Source organism: Chelatococcus daeguensis, assembly GCF_001887265.1.
Taxonomy (GTDB): domain Bacteria; phylum Pseudomonadota; class Alphaproteobacteria; order Rhizobiales; family Beijerinckiaceae; genus Chelatococcus_A; species Chelatococcus_A sambhunathii.
This window is the reverse complement of sequence record NZ_CP018095.1, coordinates 1,097,721-1,117,663: the sequence shown is the minus strand read 5'-3', so window position 1 is coordinate 1,117,663 and position 19,943 is coordinate 1,097,721. Positions and strand designations below refer to the sequence as shown.

The window sequence follows — 19,943 nt, the reverse complement described above, 5'->3', positions numbered from 1 at the left end:
CACGACCTCTAACGAAAAGGCAGCAATGTGTTACGATATGCCACCAAGCGAGCGTATCGCTAGGGCAAGAGAGCATTTCGCCAGATGGCCGACCTCGACGACACCGACCGCCGCCTGATCGACCTCCTGCGCAAGGACGGGCGCATGCCGGCGGCAACCTTGGCGCGCATCCTCGGCGTGTCGCGCGCGACGGTGCAGAACCGGATCGACCGCCTGATGAGTCGGGGGGTACTCGTCGGCTTCACCGCGCGGCTGCGCAGCGACGTCGAGACGGTGCCCGTACGGGCCCTGACGATGCTGGAAGCGCGCGCCACCGACAACCGGCCGGTCATCGCCGCCATCCGCCGCATCCCGGAGGTGGCGCGCATCTATTCCACCAACGGACGCTGGGACGTGGTGGTGGAGATCAACGCCGGCGACCTCGCGACGCTCGACCGCGTGCTGACGGAAATCCGCTCGATCCGGGGCGTCACCCATACGGAAACGAATATCCTGCTGACGGAGCTTTAGCTGCCCATCCGCAGCCTTAATATGCACAACATATCAACAGACAACTTCTGATTGTACCGACTCAGCCAATCCTCCTAGCCTGCACAGAACTTGGTGCAGCGGGAGGCTTCAGTGCTCACATCACGTGAAAGAAAACTATTTCTCTCGAGTGTTGCAGCAGTTGTACTTCTTCCTAGCACAGCGCTCGCAGCCGATTTTCCGTGGATTACGGAAAAGCCACGCCCACAGGCGCCGCTCAGCTCAAATTTTTCCCTTGAGGTATTCACCGGTTACCTGACAGGCACCGTCGAGCAGGCTGCCTACAACTGCTGCGGGGAGCAATTCGCCCATACCAGGTGGAAGATCGATAATGCCGGCATCGTCGGCGCGACCCTCGGCTATCGCTGGGACTGGCTCGACCTGCGCCTCTCCGGCTGGACCGTGGCATGGTCCGGCAATTCCTCCGATTCCTTCACCGATGCCATCATCTGCGACCTCGGCTGCCGGACGCGGGTGAACTGGCGCAACGACAAGGCCAAGCTGCCGACGATGTATCAGATCGATGCATCCATTGGCGTCAACATCTATCAGGATACGAGCTTCACCCTCTCGGGGCTGGCCGGCTACCGCTACCTGCGGGTTGGACTGAAGGACCGCGGCAGCCGGGCGCTGTTCAACGACGTGCTCGGCGACTTGTCCGACCTGCCTCTCTCGTCGTCCTACGACCAGTGGTGGCATACGCCGTACATTGGCATCGGCGTCGGTTACGACGGCGGTGGCTACCGGCTCATGGCGGAGGTCATCGGCAGCCCCATCGTCTTCGCCAGCGACAGGGCACGGATGAACAGCATTACGGCCGACCCGAACTTCATCTACTACAGCAACTATATTTCGGAGGCGGACTATCAGACCTGGATGGTCGGCACGACCATCGGCGGCGAAGTCCGCCTCACCGATGCCTTGGTCCTGACCGGCAAGGCCCAGTACCAGTACTACGAGGCCAGGAAGGACAAGGCGACCATCAAGGGGGCCTGCTGCGGCACGGTCGCAGCCTCCCAGAGCGGGGATCTCTCCGCCCTCACCCTGACGGTGGGCCTCAAGGCCTCGTTCTGACGCCGCGCCTCAGCCCTTGAGCAGGCGGCCGCCCTCGTAGCGGGCGAAGGCGCGCTGGCCGGCCGGGCCGAACAGCAGGACCTCGTAGGTATCGGGCGCGACGCCCTCCACCTCCATGCCCGGCGAGCCGACCGGCATGCCCGGCACCGCAAGGCCGGTGCCGACCGGCCGCTCGGCAAGGAGGCGGACGACGGCATCCGCCGGCACATGGCCTTCGAGCACATAGCCGGCGACCTCCGCCGTATGGCAGGAGGCGAGGTCCTGCGGCACGCCGAGGCGCGCCTTGACGCGGTTGATCGCGGTCGTCTCGACGACCGTCACACGAAAGCCGGCTGCGCGCATGTGCTCCACCCAGGCCTCGCAGCAGCCGCATGCCGGATCGCGGCTGACCGTGACGGGCGGCAACGCCTCCGCCGCGGCGGCCGGGAGACGGGCGACGACAGCAAGAGCTGCGAGGCCCGCAAGAAGGCCGCGCCTGTCAATCGTTCTCGATGTCATGTCGGATATCCCTTCCGACGGGAAGGCGGGGCGGCGGCACGGCCCCCCCGCCCTTGCCGTCACTTCTTCTCGTTGGCCTCGAGCCAGGCCTTCATCATGGCGATCTCGCTCTCCTGCGCCTGGACGACGCTCTCGGCCAGCTCGCGGATCTTGGGGTCCTTGCCGAAGGCGAGGACCACCTTGGCCATGTCCACGGCCCCCTGATGGTGCGGGATCATGGCGCGCACGAAATCGGCATCCGCATCGCCGGTGAAGGTCACGTCCATGTCGCGGTGCATCCGCTCGTTGACGGCATTGAACGCGAGGGAGGCGACGCTCTGGTCCCCCCTGGGCGTTCCCGCCATGCCGGAGCCCATGCCCTGGCCCATGCCGCCGCGGCCCATCATGCCCTGCATCATGCCTTGCATCATGGGGCAGCCGCCTTGGCCGGCGCCCATCATGCCCATGCCCGGCATCGCCGCGGGCGTCTGGGCCTGGGGCGCCTGGGCTTGGGGCATCTGGACTTGGGGCGCCGTGGCCTGTCCGCTCTCGGCAGGTGCGCCGTGGTGGGCGCCGTGCCCGGCATCCGGGGGCTGCTGGGCAAAGGCAGGTGCGGCCATGCCCACGGCGAGCGCGAGCGCAATCATGGAAATCTTCATCATTCTTCTCCTCGATCGGATCGATGTGCCTAGTGCCGCAGGACATGGTCCGCGGCCGCCTTCAGGCGCGAGGAGGAGGTGTTGCCGTCTCCGGCGATATGCCCTCCGGGAGGGCCGCAGCCATCCAGGGCCACGGGCCGCCCGGGCAAGCGGAGAACGCGGGCGTGCCGACCGACGGTAGCACGGAGGTCGAACAGGCCGACATGAGGCAAACGGCGAGGCAGTTGCGCCCGGCCGCGGCCGGCGGATGGCCGGGGCAGCAGCCCTCGTCCACCGAGGCCTCTTTCGCCGCTGCCTCGATCGCCATCGCGTGCTCGCGCCCGACGTCGTGCTCAGCCGGCCGGACGGCGCCGGCGGAATGGCCGGCATGCGCCCGGTGACCCGCATGCGCCGAGGTCGTCGCTTCGGGCGCCGTTTGCCCGGGCCCCGCGTCGCCGGCCCTTACCTCAGCCATGCGACCTCCCCCCGCGAGGCCGCCGAGAAGGACGGCCATGGAGGCGAGGAGCACAAGGGAGCGGGCGCCGCGCAGCAGCTTCAACATGGGATCATCTTAGCACAGCGCCTCGCCCGGTCATCGCGCTTCCGCGCCGCAGGGAGCGATGCGCCGCTCACATCTCTCGACGCCGGCGCTCAGCTGTCCGTCTCCGAGGTCAGTTCGTCCGGCGGAATGAACTCGTTGCGGCGTGCCCTGAGGCGAACGCCGGGCCCGCCGACGGTTGCCGCGCCGTCGTCGAGGAAGACGATGCCCGCCTCCTCCAGCACCCGCCGAATGGCGGCGAGATTGTTGACGATGGGCAGGGTGCGGCCGGTCTCGAAGTTGCGCACCGTGGACAGGCCGACGGCAGCGGCCTTCGCCAGATCCTCCTGGGACAGATCCACCATGGCACGTGCCGCGCGGCACTGGGCTGGGGTCATCGGAGCCCTCCGTGACGATTTCCGATCATGATAACGAAAACCGTCGTCCTAGGCCAACGGTTCCGCCCCGCGCCCGATTGTCGAAGGCCCTCTCAGGGCGCGACGTCCGCCTTCAAGCGCGCAAAGGCGGCCCGCAGGCGCGGGATCGCGAAATCGACGAAGGCGCGCACCTTCGGCACCGAAAGGCGGCGCTCGGGGGTGATGAGGTGGACGGGAAGCGGTGGCGGCTCGTCGGCCTCGAGAATGATCGCGAGCTCCCCGGCCCGCACCTTCTCGGCCACGTGATAGGAGAAAAGCCGCACGATGCCCCGCCCCTCGGCAGCCGAGGCGACCGCGGCACGGACGCTGTTCACCACCAGGCGCGGCGCGAAGGAAACGGCACGGGGCAGGCCGGACCGGCCGGCCGGCGGAAAGCTCCAGGAATCGATCCCGCCGAGCGGCACCGTCACGATCCGGTGCCCGGCGAGGTCGGCCGGGGTCCTGATCGGCGGGTGGGCCGCAAGATAGCGCGGGGCGGCGGCGACCACGCGGCGCACCTCGCCAATGTGCACGGCCACCATGGAGGAATCGGGCAGATGCGCGATGCGCAGCGCGACGTCGATCCCCTCGTCGATGAGGTTGACCGGACGGTCGAGCAGATCGAGCCGCGCCGAGACCTCCGGGAAGGCGTCGAGAAAGCCGTCGAGGACGGGGCGCAGCACCTCCTCGCCGCTCACCACGGGCGCCGTGACGGCCAGGGTGCCGCGCGGCGCCGAGCGCTCGCCCGCGGCCAGCATGTCGGCCTCCTCGAGGTCCGTGAGCACGCGCCGGCAGGCGGCGGCATAGCGCTCGCCCGCCTCGCTCAGCCGGATGGAGCGGGTGGTGCGGTGGAGGAGAGGAACGCCGACATGGCCTTCGAGAAAGCTGATCGCACGGCTCACGGCGGCCGGTGAACGGCCGAGCCGCCGCCCGGCGCCGGCAAGGCTGCCTTCGTCGAGGGCGGCGACGAACACCCTCATCGCGTCGATGCGATCCATGGCCATTCCGAGGCGCGGAAGAGTGACCGCCTATTGTCGTGCATTCCGACGAAAGCCGCAATGATGGAAGGTGGCGGCAACGGGCATTTGGCCCGGCAGATACCGGAGAAAAACGATGACCAGCGCCCCTCCCATCGCCCTGCGCACGGCCCATGTGGGGCCGGTGACGGTCTTCTACCGAGAGGCGGGCGACCGGCGGAACCCGACGCTCCTGCTGCTGCACGGCTTCCCGACCTCGTCGCACATGTTCCGCCAGCTGATCCCGCTGCTCGCCGACCGCTATCACATCGTCGCGCCGGACCTGCCCGGCTTCGGCTACACGTCGGCGCCGCCGCGCGGCGAGTTCGCCTATACCTTCGACAACCTGGCGCAGGTCGTCGAGGGCTTCACCGATGCCATCGGCCTCACCCGCTATGCGATCTACGTCTTCGACTACGGTGCTCCGGTGGGGTTTCGCCTGGCGCTCGCCCGCCCCGAGCGCATCACCGCCATCATCTCGCAGAATGGCAACGCCTATGAGGAGGGCCTCGGCGAGGACTGGGCGCCGGTGCGCCGCTACTGGCAGGACCCGAGCCAGGACAACCGGGATGCGCTCCGCCCCATGCTGACGCTCGACGGCGTCAAGTGGCAGTATGTGCACGGGGTGCCCGATGCCAGCCAAGTCGCGCCGGAGGCCTACTGGCTCGATTACGCACAGATCAGCCGCCCGGGGAACGACGAGATCCAGCTCGACCTGTTCGGCGACTACGCCAACAATGTCGCCATGTACCCCCAGTTTCAGGCCTATTTCGCCGCGCGCAAGCCGCCGTTCCTGGCGGTGTGGGGACGCTGGGATCCCTTCTTCCTGCCGCCGGGGGCCGAGGCCTACAAGCGCGACAATCCGAATGCCGAGGTGCATCTGCTCGACACCGGGCATTTCGCGCTCGAAACCCACGCCGAGGAGATCGCCACCTTCATCCGGCGGTTCCTGGAGCGTAGCGTGCCGCGGAGCTGACGATCGCGCAGGCCCCAAAGGTCGAGACTGCCCGGGACCGGGGAACTTGCGTCCCGGCGCACCGATTCGTCGTGGAACAGGATCCACGCCGAAGCTGGTGTGAGGCGTGCCGGCGCTTTGCCTCAGGGCGCGGCAAGCGCTCCGGCCGCTGCAGGCGGATTGGCGATGCCGTGGACGAGGACGTCGATGAGCTGCCGGGCGACCGTATCGACGTCAAGGGGTCCGGTGTGGTTGTACCAGCGGGCGATCCAGCTGAGCGCGCCGGCGCCGGCGAAGGCGATGAGCTTGGGGTCGCAGGCGCGGATGGAGCCATCCGCGATGCCATCCTCCACGACGCTGCGGAAGCGATGGTCGATCTTGCTCTTGAGAGCGCGCAGCTGCCGCCGCGTCTCCACCGGCAGCGGGTCCTCGCCGACGAGGATCAGGCAGCGCCCGAAATCCTCCGTGACGATGCGCGCATATTCGGTCCACAGCGCGATCAGCCGCGCGAGGCCGGTGCCGCCCGGCAGCACCGTGCGGGACGCCGCGTCGAGACGCTCGAGGCCAATGCGCACGCATTCGAAGAGGATCTCGTCCTTGCTCCTGACGTAATAATAGATCGTCGGCTTCGAGACGTTCAGCCGCTCGGCGACATCGTCGAGCGAGGTCTTGTGGAAGCCCTGCTCGTTGAAGGCGCGCGCGGCCGCGCGCAGCACCGCCTCGCGCTTCATCTCGCGGTCGCGCTCACGCTCCTTCCGCGTCTTCCAGGGGGACAGCCCTGTGCTGGTCATGGCCGCCCTCTCATGCCACGCGCGCCGCGGGCGCATAGAGCGCCTCGATCTCGGCGGCGTATTTCCTCGCGATATTGGCACGGCGGACCTTCATCGTCGCCGTCACCTCGTCGTCGTCGTGGTCGAGCTCCTTGGTGAGGAGGTGGAAGCGCTTGATCTGCGCCACAGGAGCGAGCTCGGCATTGGCGCGCTCGACTTCCAGGGTGACGAGTTCGCGCACGCGCGGGTGCTCGGCGAGGCTGCGGAAATTGCTGAAGCCGATGCGCTGGCTCTCGGCCCATTGCGCCACCGTCTCGCCGTCGATCTGGATGAGCGCGGTGACGTAGCGGCGCCCGTCGGCCACCACGATGCATTCCTTGATGTAGGCGCTCGTCTTGACCGTGTTCTCGATCTCCGACGGGCTCAGGTTCTTGCCGCCCGCCGTGATCATGATGTCCTTGAGGCGGTCGACGATGCGCACCTGTCCGTCGACGAAGGCGGCCACGTCCCCCGTATGCAGCCAGCCGTCGCGCAGCACCGCGCGCGTCGCCTCCTCGTTGCGGTAATAGCCCTCGAAGACGAGATCGCCCCGGACCAGCAACTCCCCGGCCTCGCCGAGCCGAACTTCGGCACCGGCGACGGGCTCGCCCACGGCGCCCGGCACAAGGTGGTCGAGCCGCTGCCCGGTGACCATGCCGGAGGTCTCGGTGAGGCCGTAGACCTCGACCAGCGGCACGCCCAGCGTGCGGAAAAAGCGGACGATGCGCTGCGGGATGGGCGCGGCGCCGGTCAGCGCCACCTTCACCTCGCGCAGCCCGATGAAGTTCTGCAGCGCGCGGAAAATGAGCGCGTAATAGAGCGCGAAGACGGCCCGCTCGCGCCAGTTCCTCTTGCCCTTCGGCTTCTCCGCGAAGGGCTCGCAGGCGCGCATGCCGGCCTCGAACAGGCGTTTGCGCCAGCCGCCGGCCTCGGCCAGCTTGATGTGGATGGCGGAGTGCAACTTCTCCCAAATGCGCGGGACGCCGAGGAAGAGGCTCGGCGCGACTTCGCGCAAATCCTCCTGCACCGTCCTGATCGACTCGCCGAAAGAGACGCAGGAGCCGGCATAGATCGGCGCCATGGTGCTCAGCATCTGCTCGGCGACATGGCACAGCGGCAGGTAGGACAGGTTGGTCGTCGCTGCGTCGAAGCCAAGGCGCTCGATGGTGCCGGCCGCCTCGGCGCGCATGTTGCGGTAGCTGAGCATTGCCCCCTTGGGCTTGCCGGTGGAGCCCGAGGTGTAGACGATGAGGGCCGTGTCCCCGAGCTGCTGGCGGGCAAGGCAGGCATCGATCTTGCCGGGCTCCAAACGCCCCTGTTCCGCCCCCAGCCGCTCGAGCTCGGCGAAGGTCGTGATCCGGTCCTGAGGATAGTGGCGCAGGCCCTTGGGCTCGATGACGACGATGCGCCGCAATTGGGGCAGTTCGTCCAGGCGCTCCAGCACCTTGTCGGTCTGCTCCTGGTCCTCGCAGACGACGATTTCGACGCCGGCATGGCCGAGGACGTAGGCGACCTCGTTCGCCGGGCTCGTTGGATAGACGCCGATGGTGACCGCGCCGACGAGCCCGGCTCCGAGTTGCGCCAGCACCCATTCGGCGCGGTTTTCGGAGAGGATGCCGACATGACCGCCCTCGCCGAGGCCGAGCGCCCTGAGGCCGAGCCCGACATGGGCGGCGCGGCTGTAGTAACCGCCCCAGGTGATAGGCTGCCAGATGCCGAAGTCCTTCTGCCTGAGGGCCAGGCGGTCCGGCATCGCTCGCGCGTTCTCGCGCAGCATCTGCGGCAAGGTCAGCGACGGCAGTTCGGGAGCGGGCGGCATCTCGGCAACCTTTCTCACGACAGCCAGCGCTTGCGGCGCTTGTAGTGCTTGACGTCGCGGTAGCTCCGGGCGTCGCCTCCGCCACCGAAGCCGAGGTAGAACTCGCGCACATCCTGATCGTGGATGAGCTTGTCGACCGATCCCTCGATCACGAGCTTGCCCGTCTCCATGATGTAGCCCTGGTGTGCCACGGCGAGGGCAACCGTCGCGTTCTGCTCGACGAGCAGCATGGAGACCCCCTCGTCCGCATTGATGCGTGCGATGATCGTGAAGATCTCCTCCATCATCTTGGGGGCGAGGCCGAGCGAGGGCTCGTCGAGCAGGATCAGCGACGGCTCGGCGACGAGGGCCCGGCCGATGGCGAGCATCTGCTGCTCGCCGCCGGAGAGGTAGCCGGCGAGCCCCTTCCGCCGCTCGTGGAGGCGCGGGAAATAGCTGTAGACGCGCTCGAAGGACGGTTTCGACGCGCCGCGCCCGGTGAGGGCGAAGGTCGCGGCAGTCAGGTTCTCCTCGACGGTGAGATCCTCGAAGATGCGGCGCCCCTCCATGACGTGGAAGAGCCCGCGCCGCACCAGCGTGTGCGGCGCGAGCGCAGCGATGTCCTCTCCGGCGAAGCGGATGGCGCCACTCGTCACCGCCCCGTCCTCGATGGCGAGCAGGTTGGAGACGGCCTTCAAGAGCGTCGACTTGCCCGCGCCGTTCGAGCCGAGCAGGGCGACGATGCGCCCCTTCGGCACGACGAGCGACAGGCCGCGCAGCACCTGGATCGTGCGGTTGTAGACGACCTCGATGTTGTCGACCTCGAGCAGGTGCGGCGCGGCCATGGCTTCTTGTCTCCGTGCTGCCGTCACGCCTCGAGGCGGATCCAGTCGGAGGCCGGCTTCATCTGCTTCGCCTTGCCGTCGAAGGCATAGATGCGCCCGATCGGCACGGAATTGCCGGGGATCGATATCGGCACGCCGAAGAGGCCGCCGGTGTCGAAATCCTTGATGCTGTTGAGCCCGGCCTTGAGATTGGCGCCGGTCAGCTCCTTGCCAGCGGCGAGGGTGCGTTTCGCTGCCTCGCACATCAGGAGCGCGGTGACGAAACCCTGCAGATAGGCCGTCGACTGGTATTCGGGCCGCATCTGCCGGATCTTCTCCAGCATCGGGCTCTCACCCTCGGTGTCGTAGTAGTAGCGATAGGGCATGACGCCCATGAAACCATCGGCCGCCTCGCCCATGCGCTCGACGGTGGAATTGTCCATGCTCCAGAAGGTGCCCATGAACCGGCTCGCGAGGCCCATCTGCTTGGCCTGGGCGATGAACTCGGGTATGGGCGCCAGCACGTAGCCGTGGAAGATGGTGAAATCCGGCCGCGCCCGGCGCAGCTTCAGCACCTCGGTGGAGACATCGACGCTGCCCGGCGGCGTCACGATCTTCTCCACGACCTCGAGGCCGAGCGTCTTGGCGAGCGCCTCGCTCGGCACGATCGGATCGCGGCCGAACTCCGTGTCGGAATAGACGAAGGCGAGCCTGGCACCGGCCTTCTCGTTGGCGATGTAGCGCAGGAGGATGCCGAACATCTCCGAATAGTCGGGTCCGGCCATGAACTGCAGGGGATATTTCTTGGGATCGTTGAGCTCGCTCGCAAATGAGGCGCCGGCCATGAGGATGGAGCCGCGGCGCTCGAGCTCCGGGTTGATCGTTTTCGAGAAGCCGGTCGAGTCGCCGTAATAGAGCGACACCTTCTCCTGGCTCGTGATCTTGTTGAAGGCCGCCACCGAGGCATCGACCTTGTAGCCCGTGTCCTCGGCGACGTACTTCACCTTGCGGCCTTCGACGCCGCCGGCGTCGTTGACGATCTTCAGGTAATCCTGGATGCCGGCGTGGATGCCGATGCCCGCGAAGGCAAAGACGCCGGTCAGCGGGATCGAGCCCCCGAGCACGATCTCGTCCGCGACCTGCGCGGCGAGCGGCCGGATGCCGAGGGCGAGTCCGGCCCCCGCTATGGCACCCGCCGAAAGCACATGTCTTCTCGTCCAATTCCTCATCATCTGCCTCCCTGTCCTTGACCGCTCTTGCCGGCGGCGCCACGCGAGATTGCCGGCCCCTCAGGTTCTGAAGGGCCAGAGATGGAAAAAGCGGCGGATGCGGCGCCAGATCTCCGCAAGCCCGTGCGGCTCGAAGATCAGGAAACCGACGATGAGCGAGCCGAAGACGATGGTGCGCACCGGCGCGAGCAGCGCGAGCGCATCCGGATAGAAGGGCGTGACGAGACCGGCAACGAACTTCAGCAGCTCCGGCACCATGGTCATGAAGACTGCGCCGAGAATGCCGCCGAGAATGGTGCCCATGCCGCCGACGATGATGGCGGCGAGGTAGAAGATCGAATTGACGAGCGGGAAACTCTCCGGCGTCACGACACGGAAGAAATAGGCCCACAGCCCGCCCGCGAGCCCGGCGTAGAAGGACGAGACGGCAAAGCTCATCAGCTTGTAGCGCAGCAGCGGGATGCCAAGCACCTCGGCCGAGATGTCACGGTCGCGGATGGCGATGAAGGCCCGGCCGACGCGGGTGCGGAAGAGATTGGCCGCCCCGAGCACCATGAGCCCCGTCACCGGCAGGATCAACCAGTAGAGCTGGAACGGCTGGTCGAGCGCCATGCCGAAGAGGCGGGTCGGCGGCATCGACAGCCCCTGCATGCCGCCCGTGAGCGGCCAGTGCGCGAAGACGAAGTGGAGGACGACCGAAGCGGCGATGGTGGCGATGGCGAGGTAGAGCCCCTTCACCCTGAGGCTCGGGATGCCGACGCCGATGCCGACGAGCGCCGTCAAAAGCCCGCCGACGAGCAGATTGAGGAGGAAGGGTGTGCCGGCATGAATCTCGAGCACCGCGACCGTGTAGGCGCCGACGCTCATGAAGGCCGCCTGGCCGAGGCTGACGAGGCCCGTATAGCCCGTGAGGATGTTGAGCCCCGTCGCGCTTGCGACATTGATGGCGCACAGACAGGCAAGGAACAGCCAGTAGGGGCTGGCGACGAAGGGGAAGAGGACGGCGGCGGCGCAGGCGAGAAGGATGAGGAGCTTCTGCAGGCGGGTGTCGAACAGCGCCTCGTCGGCCGCATAGCTCGTTTTCAGCGTGCCGATGCGCATCGTCAGAGCCTCTCGATCTCGTGCGTGCCGAAGAGGCCGTAGGGTCGGATCATCAGGATGAGGATCAGGATGCTGAAGGTGACGAGGAACCGGTACTCGCCCCCGAGGAAGGTGCCTGCAAAGGCCTCCACCACGCCGATGAAGAGCCCGCCGACGAGCGCGCCCGCCATGGAATCGAGCCCGCCGACGATGACGACGACGAGCACCGAGAGGCCGAAGACACCCATGGTCGGCGAGATGCCGCCGATGGCCCCGACGAGGACGCCCGCCCCGGCGGCGACGCCGCAGGCGACGATCCAGCTCAGCGAGAAGACCCTGGGCACGTCGATGCCGACGGAATAGGCCGCCGCCTGGTCCGCCGCCGTCGCCTTGAGCGCCACGCCGCCACGCGAGAAGCGCAGCCCCAGCACGAAAGCCGTGACGACGACCATCGCGGCGAGGAAGCCGTAGGCGACCTTGGGCGCGACATAGGCCTCGCCGATGAAGATCGGCGCGCTTGGCAGGAATTCCGGCAGGCGCAGGGGATCGGCGCCCCAGACAATCTGCACGAAGCCGGCGAGGATGGAGCCCAAGCCGATCGTCACCATGAAGACGGAGATGGGACTCTCGCCGATCATGGGCCGGATCAGGCCGCGCTCGACGACGGCGCCGACCAGCGCCCCGGCGAGGATGGCGACCGGCAGCGCGACCCAGGCGGGCAGGTGCCAGCCGGCGGCCGCGCCGAAGAAGGCATAGCCGCCGAGCATCAGGATCTCGCCGATGGCGAGATTGACCACGCGCGTCGCCTTGTAGATGAGCACGAAGGCGACGCCGGTCACGGCATAGAGCGCGCCGGAGCCGAGCCCGGCCAGGAACACCTCGGTGAGGAAGAGCCAATCCGTCATGCCGCCTCCGGTCCGCTGAGGCGGCGGCCGAGATCGCCGGCGCCGAGATAGGCCGCGACGACCGCCGGATCCGCCTGGACCGCGGCCGGGCCACCCTCGGCGATCACCTGGCCGAAGTTGAGCACCACGACATGGTCGGAGATGTCCATGACCATCCCCATGTCATGCTCGACCATGAGGATGGTGACGTCCCATTCCTCCTTCACGTCGAGGATGAAGCGGGCCATGTCCTCCGTCTCCTCGCGGTTCATGCCGGCGACGGGCTCGTCGAGCATCAGCAGGCGCGGGCGCATGGCGAGGGCACGGGCAAGCTCCACCCGCTTGCGCAGACCGTAGGGCAGCGTCGCCACCGGCGCGTTGCGGATGTGCTGGATCTCGAGGAAATCGATGATGCGCTCCTCGATCTCCGCCCGCAATTCCAGCTCCTCGCGCCGCGCACGGCCACGGTAGACGAGCGCGTCGAGAAGGCCGGTGCGCATATGGGCGTGGCGGCCGAGCTTGATGTTGTCGAGCACCGTCATGCCGCGAAAGAGCGCGATGTTCTGGAAAGTGCGTGCGAGGCCGAGGCGCGCACGCTCAGGCGGCGCCGTGCCGGCAAGGCTCCTGCCCTCGAAGATGATGTTGCCGGAGCAGGGGCGGTAGAAGCCCGAGACGGCGTTGAAGAGCGAGGTCTTGCCGGCGCCGTTCGGCCCGATGACCGCGGTGATCGACCCGCGTCGCACCGAAAAGGAGACGTCGGTCAGTGCCCGCACGCCGCCGAAGGCAAGCGACACGCCCTCGACACCGAGGATCACGTCGCGCGCCGCCTCCGTCACGGGCAGCCCTCGCATCGCAGCGCGCGTTCGCCGATCGCGTCGGGGAAGCACGGCCGGCTCAGCGCGATGACAGCGGTGGTACACACCGTCGCCCGCGGGACCGGCCTCTCGGCCTGCTCCATCGGATCTCCTCCCGCTGTGGCCCCCGCGATCGTTATGCGCCGCCGGTAGCTACGTTACCGAAGGATCATGAGGCTACTCGCGAGTAGCGTCAACGGCTGGGCCGCGTGCGCGGATACCCAGCCGAGGATTGCCATCGCTGCGCCAGTGCGTTTAACGGAACGAGGCGCGCAGGCGGGCCGGCGAGATGTCGTGCAGCCGGTTCCAGACCCTGCGGAACTGGCGCGTGGAGGAGAATCCTGCGCGTTCGGCGATGCTCTCCATGTCGAGCCGCGAGCCGATCACCAGTTCACGCGCGAGGGCGATGCGCATCCGGTTCACATAGTCGGTCACGCTCATGCCGGCATGGTCGTTGAACAGCCGCGACAGGTTTCGCGGGCTGGTGGCGGCGACTTCCGCCAGCGCCTCGACCGACCAGTCCCGGGCGGGATCGGCGCCCACCGCATCCTGCGCGCGGTGGATCGCCGGATGGAGATGGTTGCGCCCCTCCAGCCAGGGCGACAGCTGCGGATCGCCGCCAGCGCGGCGCAGGTAGATGACGAGATCGCGCGCCACGGCGAGCGCCGCCGCATGGCCGGCCTCGCGGGCGACCAGCGCCAGCATGAGGTCGATGCCGGCTGTGACGCCGGCGCTGGTCAGCCGCTCGCCATCCTCAACATAGAGCCGGTTCTCCCTGACCCGCGCCCTTGGGGCAAGGCGCATCAGCTCGCCAAGCGTCGCATGGTGCGTGGTGCATTCATGGCCGTCGAGCAGCCCTGCGCGGGCGGCGAGCAGCGCGCCGGAGCAGATCGAGACGAGGCGGATGCCCGGGCGGATCACGCGCTGCAGCCAGGAGACGATCTCGGCCTCGAGCGGAGCGTCATCGGCACGCGAACCGGCCGGGGCGCCGAGGGGCTCGTCGGCCGATCCGGAGATGACGACGAGGGCATCGTCGGGAAGGCCGTCGGGCAGCGGCGCGACATTCGCCACATCGAGCCCCACCGAACTCGTGACGCACGGCGCCGGGCCGACATAGCTGACCACGAAGCGCACGGCGGCCTGATCGATATTCGCCCGCCGCAGCACCTCCATCGGCCCGGCGATGTCGAGCAGCAGCGTCCGTGGCGGCACCACCACGATGACGGGGACGATGCGCGGCTGCCCGGTGAGGCTCATGCCGCCGCCTTGTCCGTCCGGCCGGCGAGCGCCTCCTCGACGGTGGCGATGCGGGCGAAACGCCCCGCCAGCACCAGCTCCGTGCGGGCGCGGATCTCCGCCGCGCTCCACTCACGGCCCGCCGCATCGGTCATCGGGAAGGTCAGCGTGGCCTCGCCGACATAATCGACCGCATAGCCGAGGTCGGAGGCATGGCGCGCCGTCGTCTCGCAGCACTGCTCGGTGCGGATGCCGGAGACGATCACCCGGCGGATGCCGTTCTCGGTCAGCCATACGTCGAGGCCGGTGCCGACGAGCGCGCTGTGGCGCCGCTTGCGGAAGACGATATCCGGCGCGACGTGGAGCGGCGCGAGGGCCCTGATGAAGCCCGAGTCTTCCGAGAAGGCCCCCGTCCCTTCCACGTGGAAGATCTGGACGATGGACATGCCAGCCGCTTTCGCGCCATCGATCAGCGCCTGCTGGCGCGCGATGTAGGCCGGCAGGCCCTCATCGCGGAAATAGGACCGGTGCCGAAAGGATTCCTGGGCGTCCACGAGGAGAAGCGCCGTATCACGAGCCATTTCGCTGTCTCCTGAGCTGATCGTGAGGAGACAGTAACGCCCTTCCGGCGGAACGAAATGATCGATCCGGACGAAAGAGGGACACTTCGCGCCATGGACTTCGCGGCCGGCGGCGGGCGACAGGCACCCGGGCGGCGATGCCGGGCGCCGCGGCGGGCCCGTCACATGCGCGGCTGGGGCACGATGCGGATGTAGGGCCGCGGGGCGGTCCAGCCGTCGGGATAGATCGTCCGCGCCTCCTCGTCGGGCACCGAGCCGGCAATGATGACATCGTCGCCCGCCTTCCAGTTCACGGGCGTGGCCACCCGGTGCTTGGCGGTGAGCTGGAGCGAGTCGATGACCCGCAGCACCTCGTCGAAATTGCGGCCGGTGGTCATCGGATAGACGAGGATGAGCTTGATCCTCTTGTCCGGCCCGATGACGAAGACGTTGCGCACCGTCTGGTTGTCCGCGGGCGTGCGGCCCTCGGAGGTGCTCCCGGCGCTCGCCGGCAACATGCCATAGAGCTTGGAGATCGACAGATCAGGATCGCCGATCATCGGGAAGTTCGGGGCATGCCCTTGCGTGTCACGAATGTCGTTCGCCCAGCGGGCATGGCTCTCGACCGGATCGACGCTCAGCCCGATGATCTTGACATTGCGCCGGTCGAACTCGGGCTTGATCCGGGCCATGTAGCCGAGTTCGGTCGTGCAGACGGGCGTGAAGTCCTTCGGATGGGAAAACAGCACGCACCAGGAATCACCGATCCAGTCGTGAAAGCGGATACGGCCTTCAGTGGTCTCGGCCTCGAAATCCGGCGCGACGTCACCGATCATGCGTGTCATGGAGCGTCCTCCCGCACTCAGCCCCTCTGCCGCAACAAGAAATATACACCCCGCCGCCCCGGCCATGAAGCTGTGGGCACCGGAACGCCACCGAACGGGCCCCTGGAAGCGACGGACGGCGCCCGGCGCGCCGGTCCAGCATTCCTCACATGACACGCACGGAACGGAAATACCCAATTTCCGATATAATTCTGGATTGTACGCAAGCATATCTTGCGGACAACGACAAATACGAAGTGATAATGATCGGCCGAACCCCGGATAATGACATAAACGATATTTGATAAACGGATATATACTGATGTCGATAGAACCACATACACTTAACAGAAACACTCCATACGCCCTCGCCAACGCATCAGCCGGCGCAGCGGCATTCCGACCCTGCGATCTCTCGCGCTCCCGGTACCGCAACGGATCGCCTGCATTCTATCCCCCCTGTGCGGCAACGGTGGCAAGGACGGAGAGGATGATCGCAGAAGCGCAGCAGCAGATGGCGGCGATGTTTCCCGACTTGCGATGCACACCGCCCTGCGAGGAGGAGCTACCACCGGAGCAACCAGCCATCGCAACGCCTCTCGCGCGGTCGCGCCGCAGCGACCGGCATGGCTCCGACGCAGCGCGCTGCGGCCGCGCGAACCTGCTCGCCGACGCACGGCAGAGCATGCCGACGCGGCTGGGTGTCGCGCTCGCGATCCTGCAGCGAGCGGGCTTCGACCCGGAAAAGGAATACACCTTTTCTGATCCCGTCATCGTCGGAATCGGCGGGGCCGCCATCAGAGGCAAGCACCGCCTCGTCGACCTTTACATGCAGGCGCAGATCCAGGCCCTGCCCTTCTTCAGCCGCGATTTTCCGCCGGAGCTGAAGAATCTCCCCGACCTCGACAGCCGCTTCGAGGAAGAATTCTCGGAGCATATCGTCGAGCAAGCCGCCAATGCTACCGCCAGGATCATGGACACGCTGTCGGCGGCGGGAATGGATGTCGAAAGGACGCAGGCGTCCGTGCTGTCCTTTGACGTGAAACGGATAGGTTGGGAGCACGGCGGGCTGAGGCCTGGCGTTTCCGTCGAACACGCCTCGCGAGGATATGTCCTGAAGGTCGCGGCCGACGCCGAGCCGTTGTTCCTTGCCGTTGTGCCGGGTGATCCTGCCCTGATCCTGCGCATGCCCGCAGACCATGCAGGCCAGAAAAGCTGGCTCTCGGGCCATATGTGCCAGTTCTTCGAGAAGCCTGTGCCCCCCCTGGATCCGCTGACCGACTACGTCCTCAAGGAGGTCGACAGCGGCATCACCCTGCGCGAGGCCGTCGCCGCCAGCAGCCTGCGCATCTTCGAGGATCTGCTGCTGCCGCTGAAGAACGAGGCTTTCGCTGAAACGACATACGAGCAGTTGGTCCACGCCGCGCGCGGCGGCACCATTCCCGGCTATGACCCAGTGCGCGAATGGCAGCAGGGGAACCACAAGACCGCGGTCGCCCTCGGTGCCCTGGATGCCGCCCCACCCGTCCTCGAGATGGCGGGCAAGCTGCGCCTGCCCGCGACGGTGGCCAGGACGATCGGCACCCAGGCGGACGCCCTGACCCAGATTGGAAAGGGGGCCAAGGGGGTGAAGACGGCGGCGGGCAGGATCGGAAAAGCCGATCCGGTCGTGGACGCCGGCCGGGCGGGGCGGCTCGCCGACACGCGAGACGCCTTGGCAAAGGCGAAGGGAATGGCATCGCCCGTCATCGACATGGAGCAGCACCTGCGGCGCCGGATCGAGGTGACGAAGCGCGGCCAAAGGTATTTTGTCAGGTTGCGCACCGGCGAGAGCGGCGCGGCGCCCGGCTCGACGGCGCCGGGAGCGCGCCGAGCGGATCCCGCTCGCATCCTGCGGGAGACCTATGAGACAGCCGGGCGGATACGCCAAGGCAGCGGCCGCGTGCTGAGCGCCGACGAGATCGCCCGCATCATCGACCGGCGAGCGAACAGGCCCATCCCCGACAGGCTCTACAGGGGACAGACCGGATCGGGCATCACGAGCACGTTCGACTGGAGCGGAGAAGATGCACAGGACCGATACCTCGCCGCCATCATCGAGCACGCCGGGAGCTATAGCGGCGCCGAGCACGGCAAGGTGCCCTCCCTTACGATGACCGAAGCAACGGCCGATTATTTTGCGCGCGGCAGGCCCGACGCGAAAGTGTGGGTCGTCGACACCAGGCCGAGCCCGCGGGATTTCCGGACGATCGAGGACATCCTGAAGAACGATGGCCCCAGGCTGGTCCGGGACGGCAAACTCTCCAAGCAGGTCCTGGCGAAGGCAGTGGGGCTGACCGTCACCAACCAGTGGGAGGACGAAGTCTTCTTCGTCCGCGGCAGCATTCCGGCCGACTGGACGCGGCTGCGTGGCCCCAAGCCGTTGCCTCGCCCCCTGGCGGACGCGCGCCGGTACGCCGCCGATTCCACGCCCGTAGCCGGCGTCCGCCCGGCGGACGGAGGAGCCCTTCCAGCGGTCACGCAGATCGCCGACTTCCTCGAGGTGCCAGGCAACTGGAACGCGGCAGCCGGCGACTATGCGCCGACGGCGATTGCCAATGCATTGGGTCGGGAACTTGTGCTGCGCGACTATCCCGCGAGCGGAAAGAGCCTGTCCGTGGTCCCGCATGGCCCAGTGTCGGGCCCCGCCGTCGAACTCGTCTATTCGCCCGGCCACTACGATGCCTATATCGCGGGCAAACTGCACCGGATCCAAGGGGATGGCGATTGTCTCTTCCGCGCCGCGCTGGCGAGCATGAACCAGAACGGGGCAGTCTCGGATGGGGCCGTGGCCGGGTTGCGACGGCTCGCCGCGCAGGAAATCCGCAACAATCCCGGCCATTACGCGCCCTTCATCGGGCGCCCATAGCGAACAGGCCTTAGCCTGCCGTCCCCTCGATCATGTTGAGGCGCAGGGCCGCCGCCCGGCGATGACCTTCGAGGCCTTCGCTGCGACTCTGGCGGCAGGCGGGCGGCGCGACGGCCATGACGCCGCGCGCGTCCAGCCATTGGTGGGTGGCGACCTTGACATAGGAGCCAACCCAGAGCCCGCCTGTGTAGCGCCCGGCACCCATCGTCGGCAGCGTGTGGTTGGTGCCGCAGCACTTGTCCGAATAGACGACGCTCGCAAGCGGCCCGATGAAGAGCGAGCCGTAGTTGGAGAGCTTCTTCGCGGTGGCGTGCGGATCGGCCGTATGCACCTGAAGGTGCTCCGCGGCGATGATGTCGGAATAGGCGATCATCGCTTCTTCACTGGCGGCCACGGCGATCTCGCCGTTGTCGCGCCAGGCAGGGCCGGCGACGGCGGCGGTCGGCAGGTCCGCAAGCTGACGCTCGACCTCGGCAAGCACGGCGTCGGCGAGCTCGCGCGAGGTCGTGATGAGGCCGACGCGCGTGTGTACGTCATGCTCAGCCTGGGCGAGGAGATCGGTGGCGATCATGGCGGGATCGCCCGTCTCGTCGGCGAGCACGTAGATCTCGCTCGGACCGGCGAGCTGGTCGATGCCGACGGCGCCGAAAACCTGGCGTTTGGCTTCGTTCACATAGGCATTGCCGGGGCCGACGATCTTGTGGACCGCGGGGATCGTCTCGGTGCCGAAGGCCATGGCGGCGATCGCCTGGGCCCCGCCCACGCGGAAGATGCGATCCGCCCCGGAGAGATGACAGCCGGCGATCATGGCGGGATGGGCCGTGGGCGGCAGGCAGGCGATGACTTCGGCACAACCCGCGACCTTGGCCGGCACGATCGTCATGATGGGTGCCGACAGGAGAGGATAGCGCCCGCCCGGCACATAAGCCCCGATCCGCCGGATGGGGATGACGCGATGGCCGAGGTGAAGGCCCGGCAGCGCCTCCACCTCGAGCGGCAGCAAGGTAGCGAGTTGGGCCTCGGCGAAAGCACGCACGCGCTCGATGGCGAATTCCGTGTCATTGCGGGTCTGCGGGTCGAGGTTGGCAAGCGCCTCGGCGCGCTCGGCGCCGCTCACCTCGAAACGCTCTGGCACCATGCCGTCGAAACGCGCGGAATAGATGCGCAGCGCCGCGTCGCCTTGCATGCGCACCGCATGGAGGACCTGCCGGACGGTCGCCTCCACGGCGCGCCCGTCCGGCCCCTCGGCCTGCTTGGGCGCCTTCACGTGAACCAAGTTCGCACGGAGTTCTGAC

At 67.5% G+C, this 19,943-nt stretch carries 20 protein-coding genes; 4 read left to right on the top strand and 16 right to left on the bottom strand.

What is annotated here, in order from left to right; genetic code table 11:
- The first annotated feature begins 84 nt into the window (after positions 1 to 84).
- Together BOQ54_RS05310 and BOQ54_RS05305 are read left to right on the top strand one after the other, a co-directional pair.
- A complete protein-coding gene (locus BOQ54_RS05310; RefSeq protein ID WP_019404000.1) occupies positions 85 to 510 on the top strand; it encodes an Lrp/AsnC family transcriptional regulator in 426 nt (141 codons plus the stop codon).
- Positions 511 to 621: 111 nt separating this feature from the next.
- Positions 622 to 1,602 carry an omptin family outer membrane protease gene (locus BOQ54_RS05305; protein ID WP_071923457.1) on the top strand — a complete coding sequence of 327 codons (981 nt, stop codon included), beginning with the start codon at positions 622 to 624 and terminating at the stop codon, positions 1,600 to 1,602.
- A 9-nt stretch (positions 1,603 to 1,611) separates the two neighbouring features.
- On the opposite strand, the gene BOQ54_RS05300 is transcribed toward BOQ54_RS05305, so the two are convergent.
- The 5 genes from BOQ54_RS05300 to BOQ54_RS05280 all read right to left on the bottom strand — a co-directional run bounded on the left by BOQ54_RS05300 (position 1,612) and on the right by BOQ54_RS05280 (position 4,669).
- Positions 1,612 to 2,100, bottom strand: a complete 489-nt coding sequence (locus tag BOQ54_RS05300; RefSeq protein ID WP_040405319.1) for a DUF411 domain-containing protein — start codon at positions 2,098 to 2,100, stop codon at positions 1,612 to 1,614.
- Between the two features lie 59 nt (positions 2,101 to 2,159).
- Positions 2,160 to 2,738, bottom strand: coding sequence for a CopM family metallochaperone (copM, locus tag BOQ54_RS20435; RefSeq protein WP_432431520.1), 579 nt, complete (start codon positions 2,736 to 2,738; stop codon positions 2,160 to 2,162).
- 61 nt (positions 2,739 to 2,799) lie between these two features.
- Complete coding sequence (locus tag BOQ54_RS05290) at positions 2,800 to 3,279, bottom strand: hypothetical protein (RefSeq protein WP_063189397.1); 480 nt, start codon at positions 3,277 to 3,279, stop codon at positions 2,800 to 2,802.
- 89 nt (positions 3,280 to 3,368) lie between these two features.
- A complete protein-coding gene (locus BOQ54_RS05285) occupies positions 3,369 to 3,653 on the bottom strand; it encodes a helix-turn-helix domain-containing protein (RefSeq protein WP_055459332.1) in 285 nt (94 codons plus the stop codon).
- A 92-nt stretch (positions 3,654 to 3,745) separates the two neighbouring features.
- Positions 3,746 to 4,669 carry a LysR family transcriptional regulator gene (locus tag BOQ54_RS05280; RefSeq protein WP_071924400.1) on the bottom strand — a complete coding sequence of 308 codons (924 nt, stop codon included), beginning with the start codon at positions 4,667 to 4,669 and terminating at the stop codon, positions 3,746 to 3,748.
- Positions 4,670 to 4,784: 115 nt separating this feature from the next.
- On the opposite strand from BOQ54_RS05280, the gene BOQ54_RS05275 reads away from it, so the two are divergent.
- Positions 4,785 to 5,663: an alpha/beta fold hydrolase gene (locus tag BOQ54_RS05275; RefSeq protein ID WP_063189395.1), complete on the top strand. Its 879-nt coding sequence runs from the start codon at positions 4,785 to 4,787 to the stop codon at positions 5,661 to 5,663.
- A 122-nt stretch (positions 5,664 to 5,785) separates the two neighbouring features.
- Here BOQ54_RS05275 and BOQ54_RS05270 read toward each other — a convergent pair whose 3' ends face one another.
- From BOQ54_RS05270 to BOQ54_RS05225, 10 genes are all read right to left on the bottom strand, one after another.
- Positions 5,786 to 6,433, bottom strand: coding sequence for a TetR/AcrR family transcriptional regulator (locus BOQ54_RS05270; RefSeq protein WP_055459392.1), 648 nt, complete (start codon positions 6,431 to 6,433; stop codon positions 5,786 to 5,788).
- Between the two features lie 10 nt (positions 6,434 to 6,443).
- Complete coding sequence (locus tag BOQ54_RS05265; RefSeq protein ID WP_071923455.1) at positions 6,444 to 8,270, bottom strand: AMP-dependent synthetase/ligase; 1,827 nt, start codon at positions 8,268 to 8,270, stop codon at positions 6,444 to 6,446.
- Positions 8,271 to 8,284: 14 nt separating this feature from the next.
- Positions 8,285 to 9,094 carry an ABC transporter ATP-binding protein gene (locus BOQ54_RS05260; RefSeq protein WP_071923454.1) on the bottom strand — a complete coding sequence of 270 codons (810 nt, stop codon included), beginning with the start codon at positions 9,092 to 9,094 and terminating at the stop codon, positions 8,285 to 8,287.
- 23 nt (positions 9,095 to 9,117) lie between these two features.
- A complete protein-coding gene (locus BOQ54_RS05255) occupies positions 9,118 to 10,278 on the bottom strand; it encodes an ABC transporter substrate-binding protein (RefSeq protein ID WP_096335358.1) in 1,161 nt (386 codons plus the stop codon).
- Between the two features lie 84 nt (positions 10,279 to 10,362).
- The gene (locus BOQ54_RS05250) at positions 10,363 to 11,403 is read right to left on the bottom strand and encodes a branched-chain amino acid ABC transporter permease (protein WP_071923453.1); all 1,041 of its coding nucleotides are present in this window, start codon (positions 11,401 to 11,403) and stop codon (positions 10,363 to 10,365) included.
- 2 nt (positions 11,404 to 11,405) lie between these two features.
- Positions 11,406 to 12,287: a branched-chain amino acid ABC transporter permease gene (locus tag BOQ54_RS05245; RefSeq protein WP_055459338.1), complete on the bottom strand. Its 882-nt coding sequence runs from the start codon at positions 12,285 to 12,287 to the stop codon at positions 11,406 to 11,408.
- On the bottom strand, positions 12,284 to 13,117 hold the full coding sequence (locus tag BOQ54_RS05240; RefSeq protein WP_071923452.1) for an ABC transporter ATP-binding protein: 834 nt from the start codon (positions 13,115 to 13,117) through the stop codon (positions 12,284 to 12,286). The genes BOQ54_RS05245 and BOQ54_RS05240 overlap by 4 nt, the downstream gene beginning before the upstream one ends.
- Positions 13,118 to 13,375: 258 nt before the next feature.
- Complete coding sequence (locus tag BOQ54_RS05235; RefSeq protein WP_071923451.1) at positions 13,376 to 14,377, bottom strand: GlxA family transcriptional regulator; 1,002 nt, start codon at positions 14,375 to 14,377, stop codon at positions 13,376 to 13,378.
- Complete coding sequence (locus tag BOQ54_RS05230) at positions 14,374 to 14,937, bottom strand: isochorismatase family protein (protein ID WP_071923450.1); 564 nt, start codon at positions 14,935 to 14,937, stop codon at positions 14,374 to 14,376. The genes BOQ54_RS05235 and BOQ54_RS05230 overlap by 4 nt, the downstream gene beginning before the upstream one ends.
- Positions 14,938 to 15,098: 161 nt before the next feature.
- The gene (locus BOQ54_RS05225; protein ID WP_055459342.1) at positions 15,099 to 15,761 is read right to left on the bottom strand and encodes a peroxiredoxin; all 663 of its coding nucleotides are present in this window, start codon (positions 15,759 to 15,761) and stop codon (positions 15,099 to 15,101) included.
- Positions 15,762 to 16,230: 469 nt separating this feature from the next.
- Between BOQ54_RS05225 and BOQ54_RS05220 the strand changes: the two genes are divergently transcribed.
- Positions 16,231 to 18,648 carry an OTU domain-containing protein gene (locus tag BOQ54_RS05220; protein WP_071923449.1) on the top strand — a complete coding sequence of 806 codons (2,418 nt, stop codon included), beginning with the start codon at positions 16,231 to 16,233 and terminating at the stop codon, positions 18,646 to 18,648.
- Between the two features lie 10 nt (positions 18,649 to 18,658).
- Here the strand turns inward: BOQ54_RS05220 and hisD are convergent, their stop codons facing one another.
- Complete coding sequence (gene hisD / locus BOQ54_RS05215) at positions 18,659 to 19,924, bottom strand: histidinol dehydrogenase (RefSeq protein WP_432430791.1); 1,266 nt, start codon at positions 19,922 to 19,924, stop codon at positions 18,659 to 18,661.
- Positions 19,925 to 19,943 lie beyond the last annotated feature (19 nt).

Excerpts from the sequence above, each read along its gene's own strand:
- BOQ54_RS05310 (WP_019404000.1), top strand. The coding sequence starts at position 85 with ATGGCCGACCTCGACGACACCGACCGCCGCCTGATCGACCTCCTGCGC.
- BOQ54_RS05300 (WP_040405319.1), bottom strand. The coding sequence starts at position 2,100 with ATGACATCGAGAACGATTGACAGGCGCGGCCTTCTTGCGGGCCTCGCA.
- copM (WP_432431520.1), bottom strand. The coding sequence starts at position 2,738 with ATGAAGATTTCCATGATTGCGCTCGCGCTCGCCGTGGGCATGGCCGCA.
- BOQ54_RS05290 (WP_063189397.1), bottom strand. The coding sequence starts at position 3,279 with ATGTTGAAGCTGCTGCGCGGCGCCCGCTCCCTTGTGCTCCTCGCCTCC.
- BOQ54_RS05285 (WP_055459332.1), bottom strand. The coding sequence starts at position 3,653 with ATGACCCCAGCCCAGTGCCGCGCGGCACGTGCCATGGTGGATCTGTCC.
- BOQ54_RS05280 (WP_071924400.1), bottom strand. The coding sequence starts at position 4,669 with ATGGATCGCATCGACGCGATGAGGGTGTTCGTCGCCGCCCTCGACGAA.
- BOQ54_RS05275 (WP_063189395.1), top strand. The coding sequence starts at position 4,785 with ATGACCAGCGCCCCTCCCATCGCCCTGCGCACGGCCCATGTGGGGCCG.
- BOQ54_RS05270 (WP_055459392.1), bottom strand. The coding sequence starts at position 6,433 with ATGACCAGCACAGGGCTGTCCCCCTGGAAGACGCGGAAGGAGCGTGAG.
- BOQ54_RS05265 (WP_071923455.1), bottom strand. The coding sequence starts at position 8,270 with ATGCCGCCCGCTCCCGAACTGCCGTCGCTGACCTTGCCGCAGATGCTG.
- BOQ54_RS05260 (WP_071923454.1), bottom strand. The coding sequence starts at position 9,094 with ATGGCCGCGCCGCACCTGCTCGAGGTCGACAACATCGAGGTCGTCTAC.
- BOQ54_RS05250 (WP_071923453.1), bottom strand. The coding sequence starts at position 11,403 with ATGCGCATCGGCACGCTGAAAACGAGCTATGCGGCCGACGAGGCGCTG.
- BOQ54_RS05245 (WP_055459338.1), bottom strand. The coding sequence starts at position 12,287 with ATGACGGATTGGCTCTTCCTCACCGAGGTGTTCCTGGCCGGGCTCGGC.
- BOQ54_RS05240 (WP_071923452.1), bottom strand. The coding sequence starts at position 13,117 with ATGCGAGGGCTGCCCGTGACGGAGGCGGCGCGCGACGTGATCCTCGGT.
- BOQ54_RS05235 (WP_071923451.1), bottom strand. The coding sequence starts at position 14,377 with ATGAGCCTCACCGGGCAGCCGCGCATCGTCCCCGTCATCGTGGTGGTG.
- BOQ54_RS05230 (WP_071923450.1), bottom strand. The coding sequence starts at position 14,937 with ATGGCTCGTGATACGGCGCTTCTCCTCGTGGACGCCCAGGAATCCTTT.
- BOQ54_RS05225 (WP_055459342.1), bottom strand. The coding sequence starts at position 15,761 with ATGACACGCATGATCGGTGACGTCGCGCCGGATTTCGAGGCCGAGACC.
- BOQ54_RS05220 (WP_071923449.1), top strand. The coding sequence starts at position 16,231 with ATGATCGCAGAAGCGCAGCAGCAGATGGCGGCGATGTTTCCCGACTTG.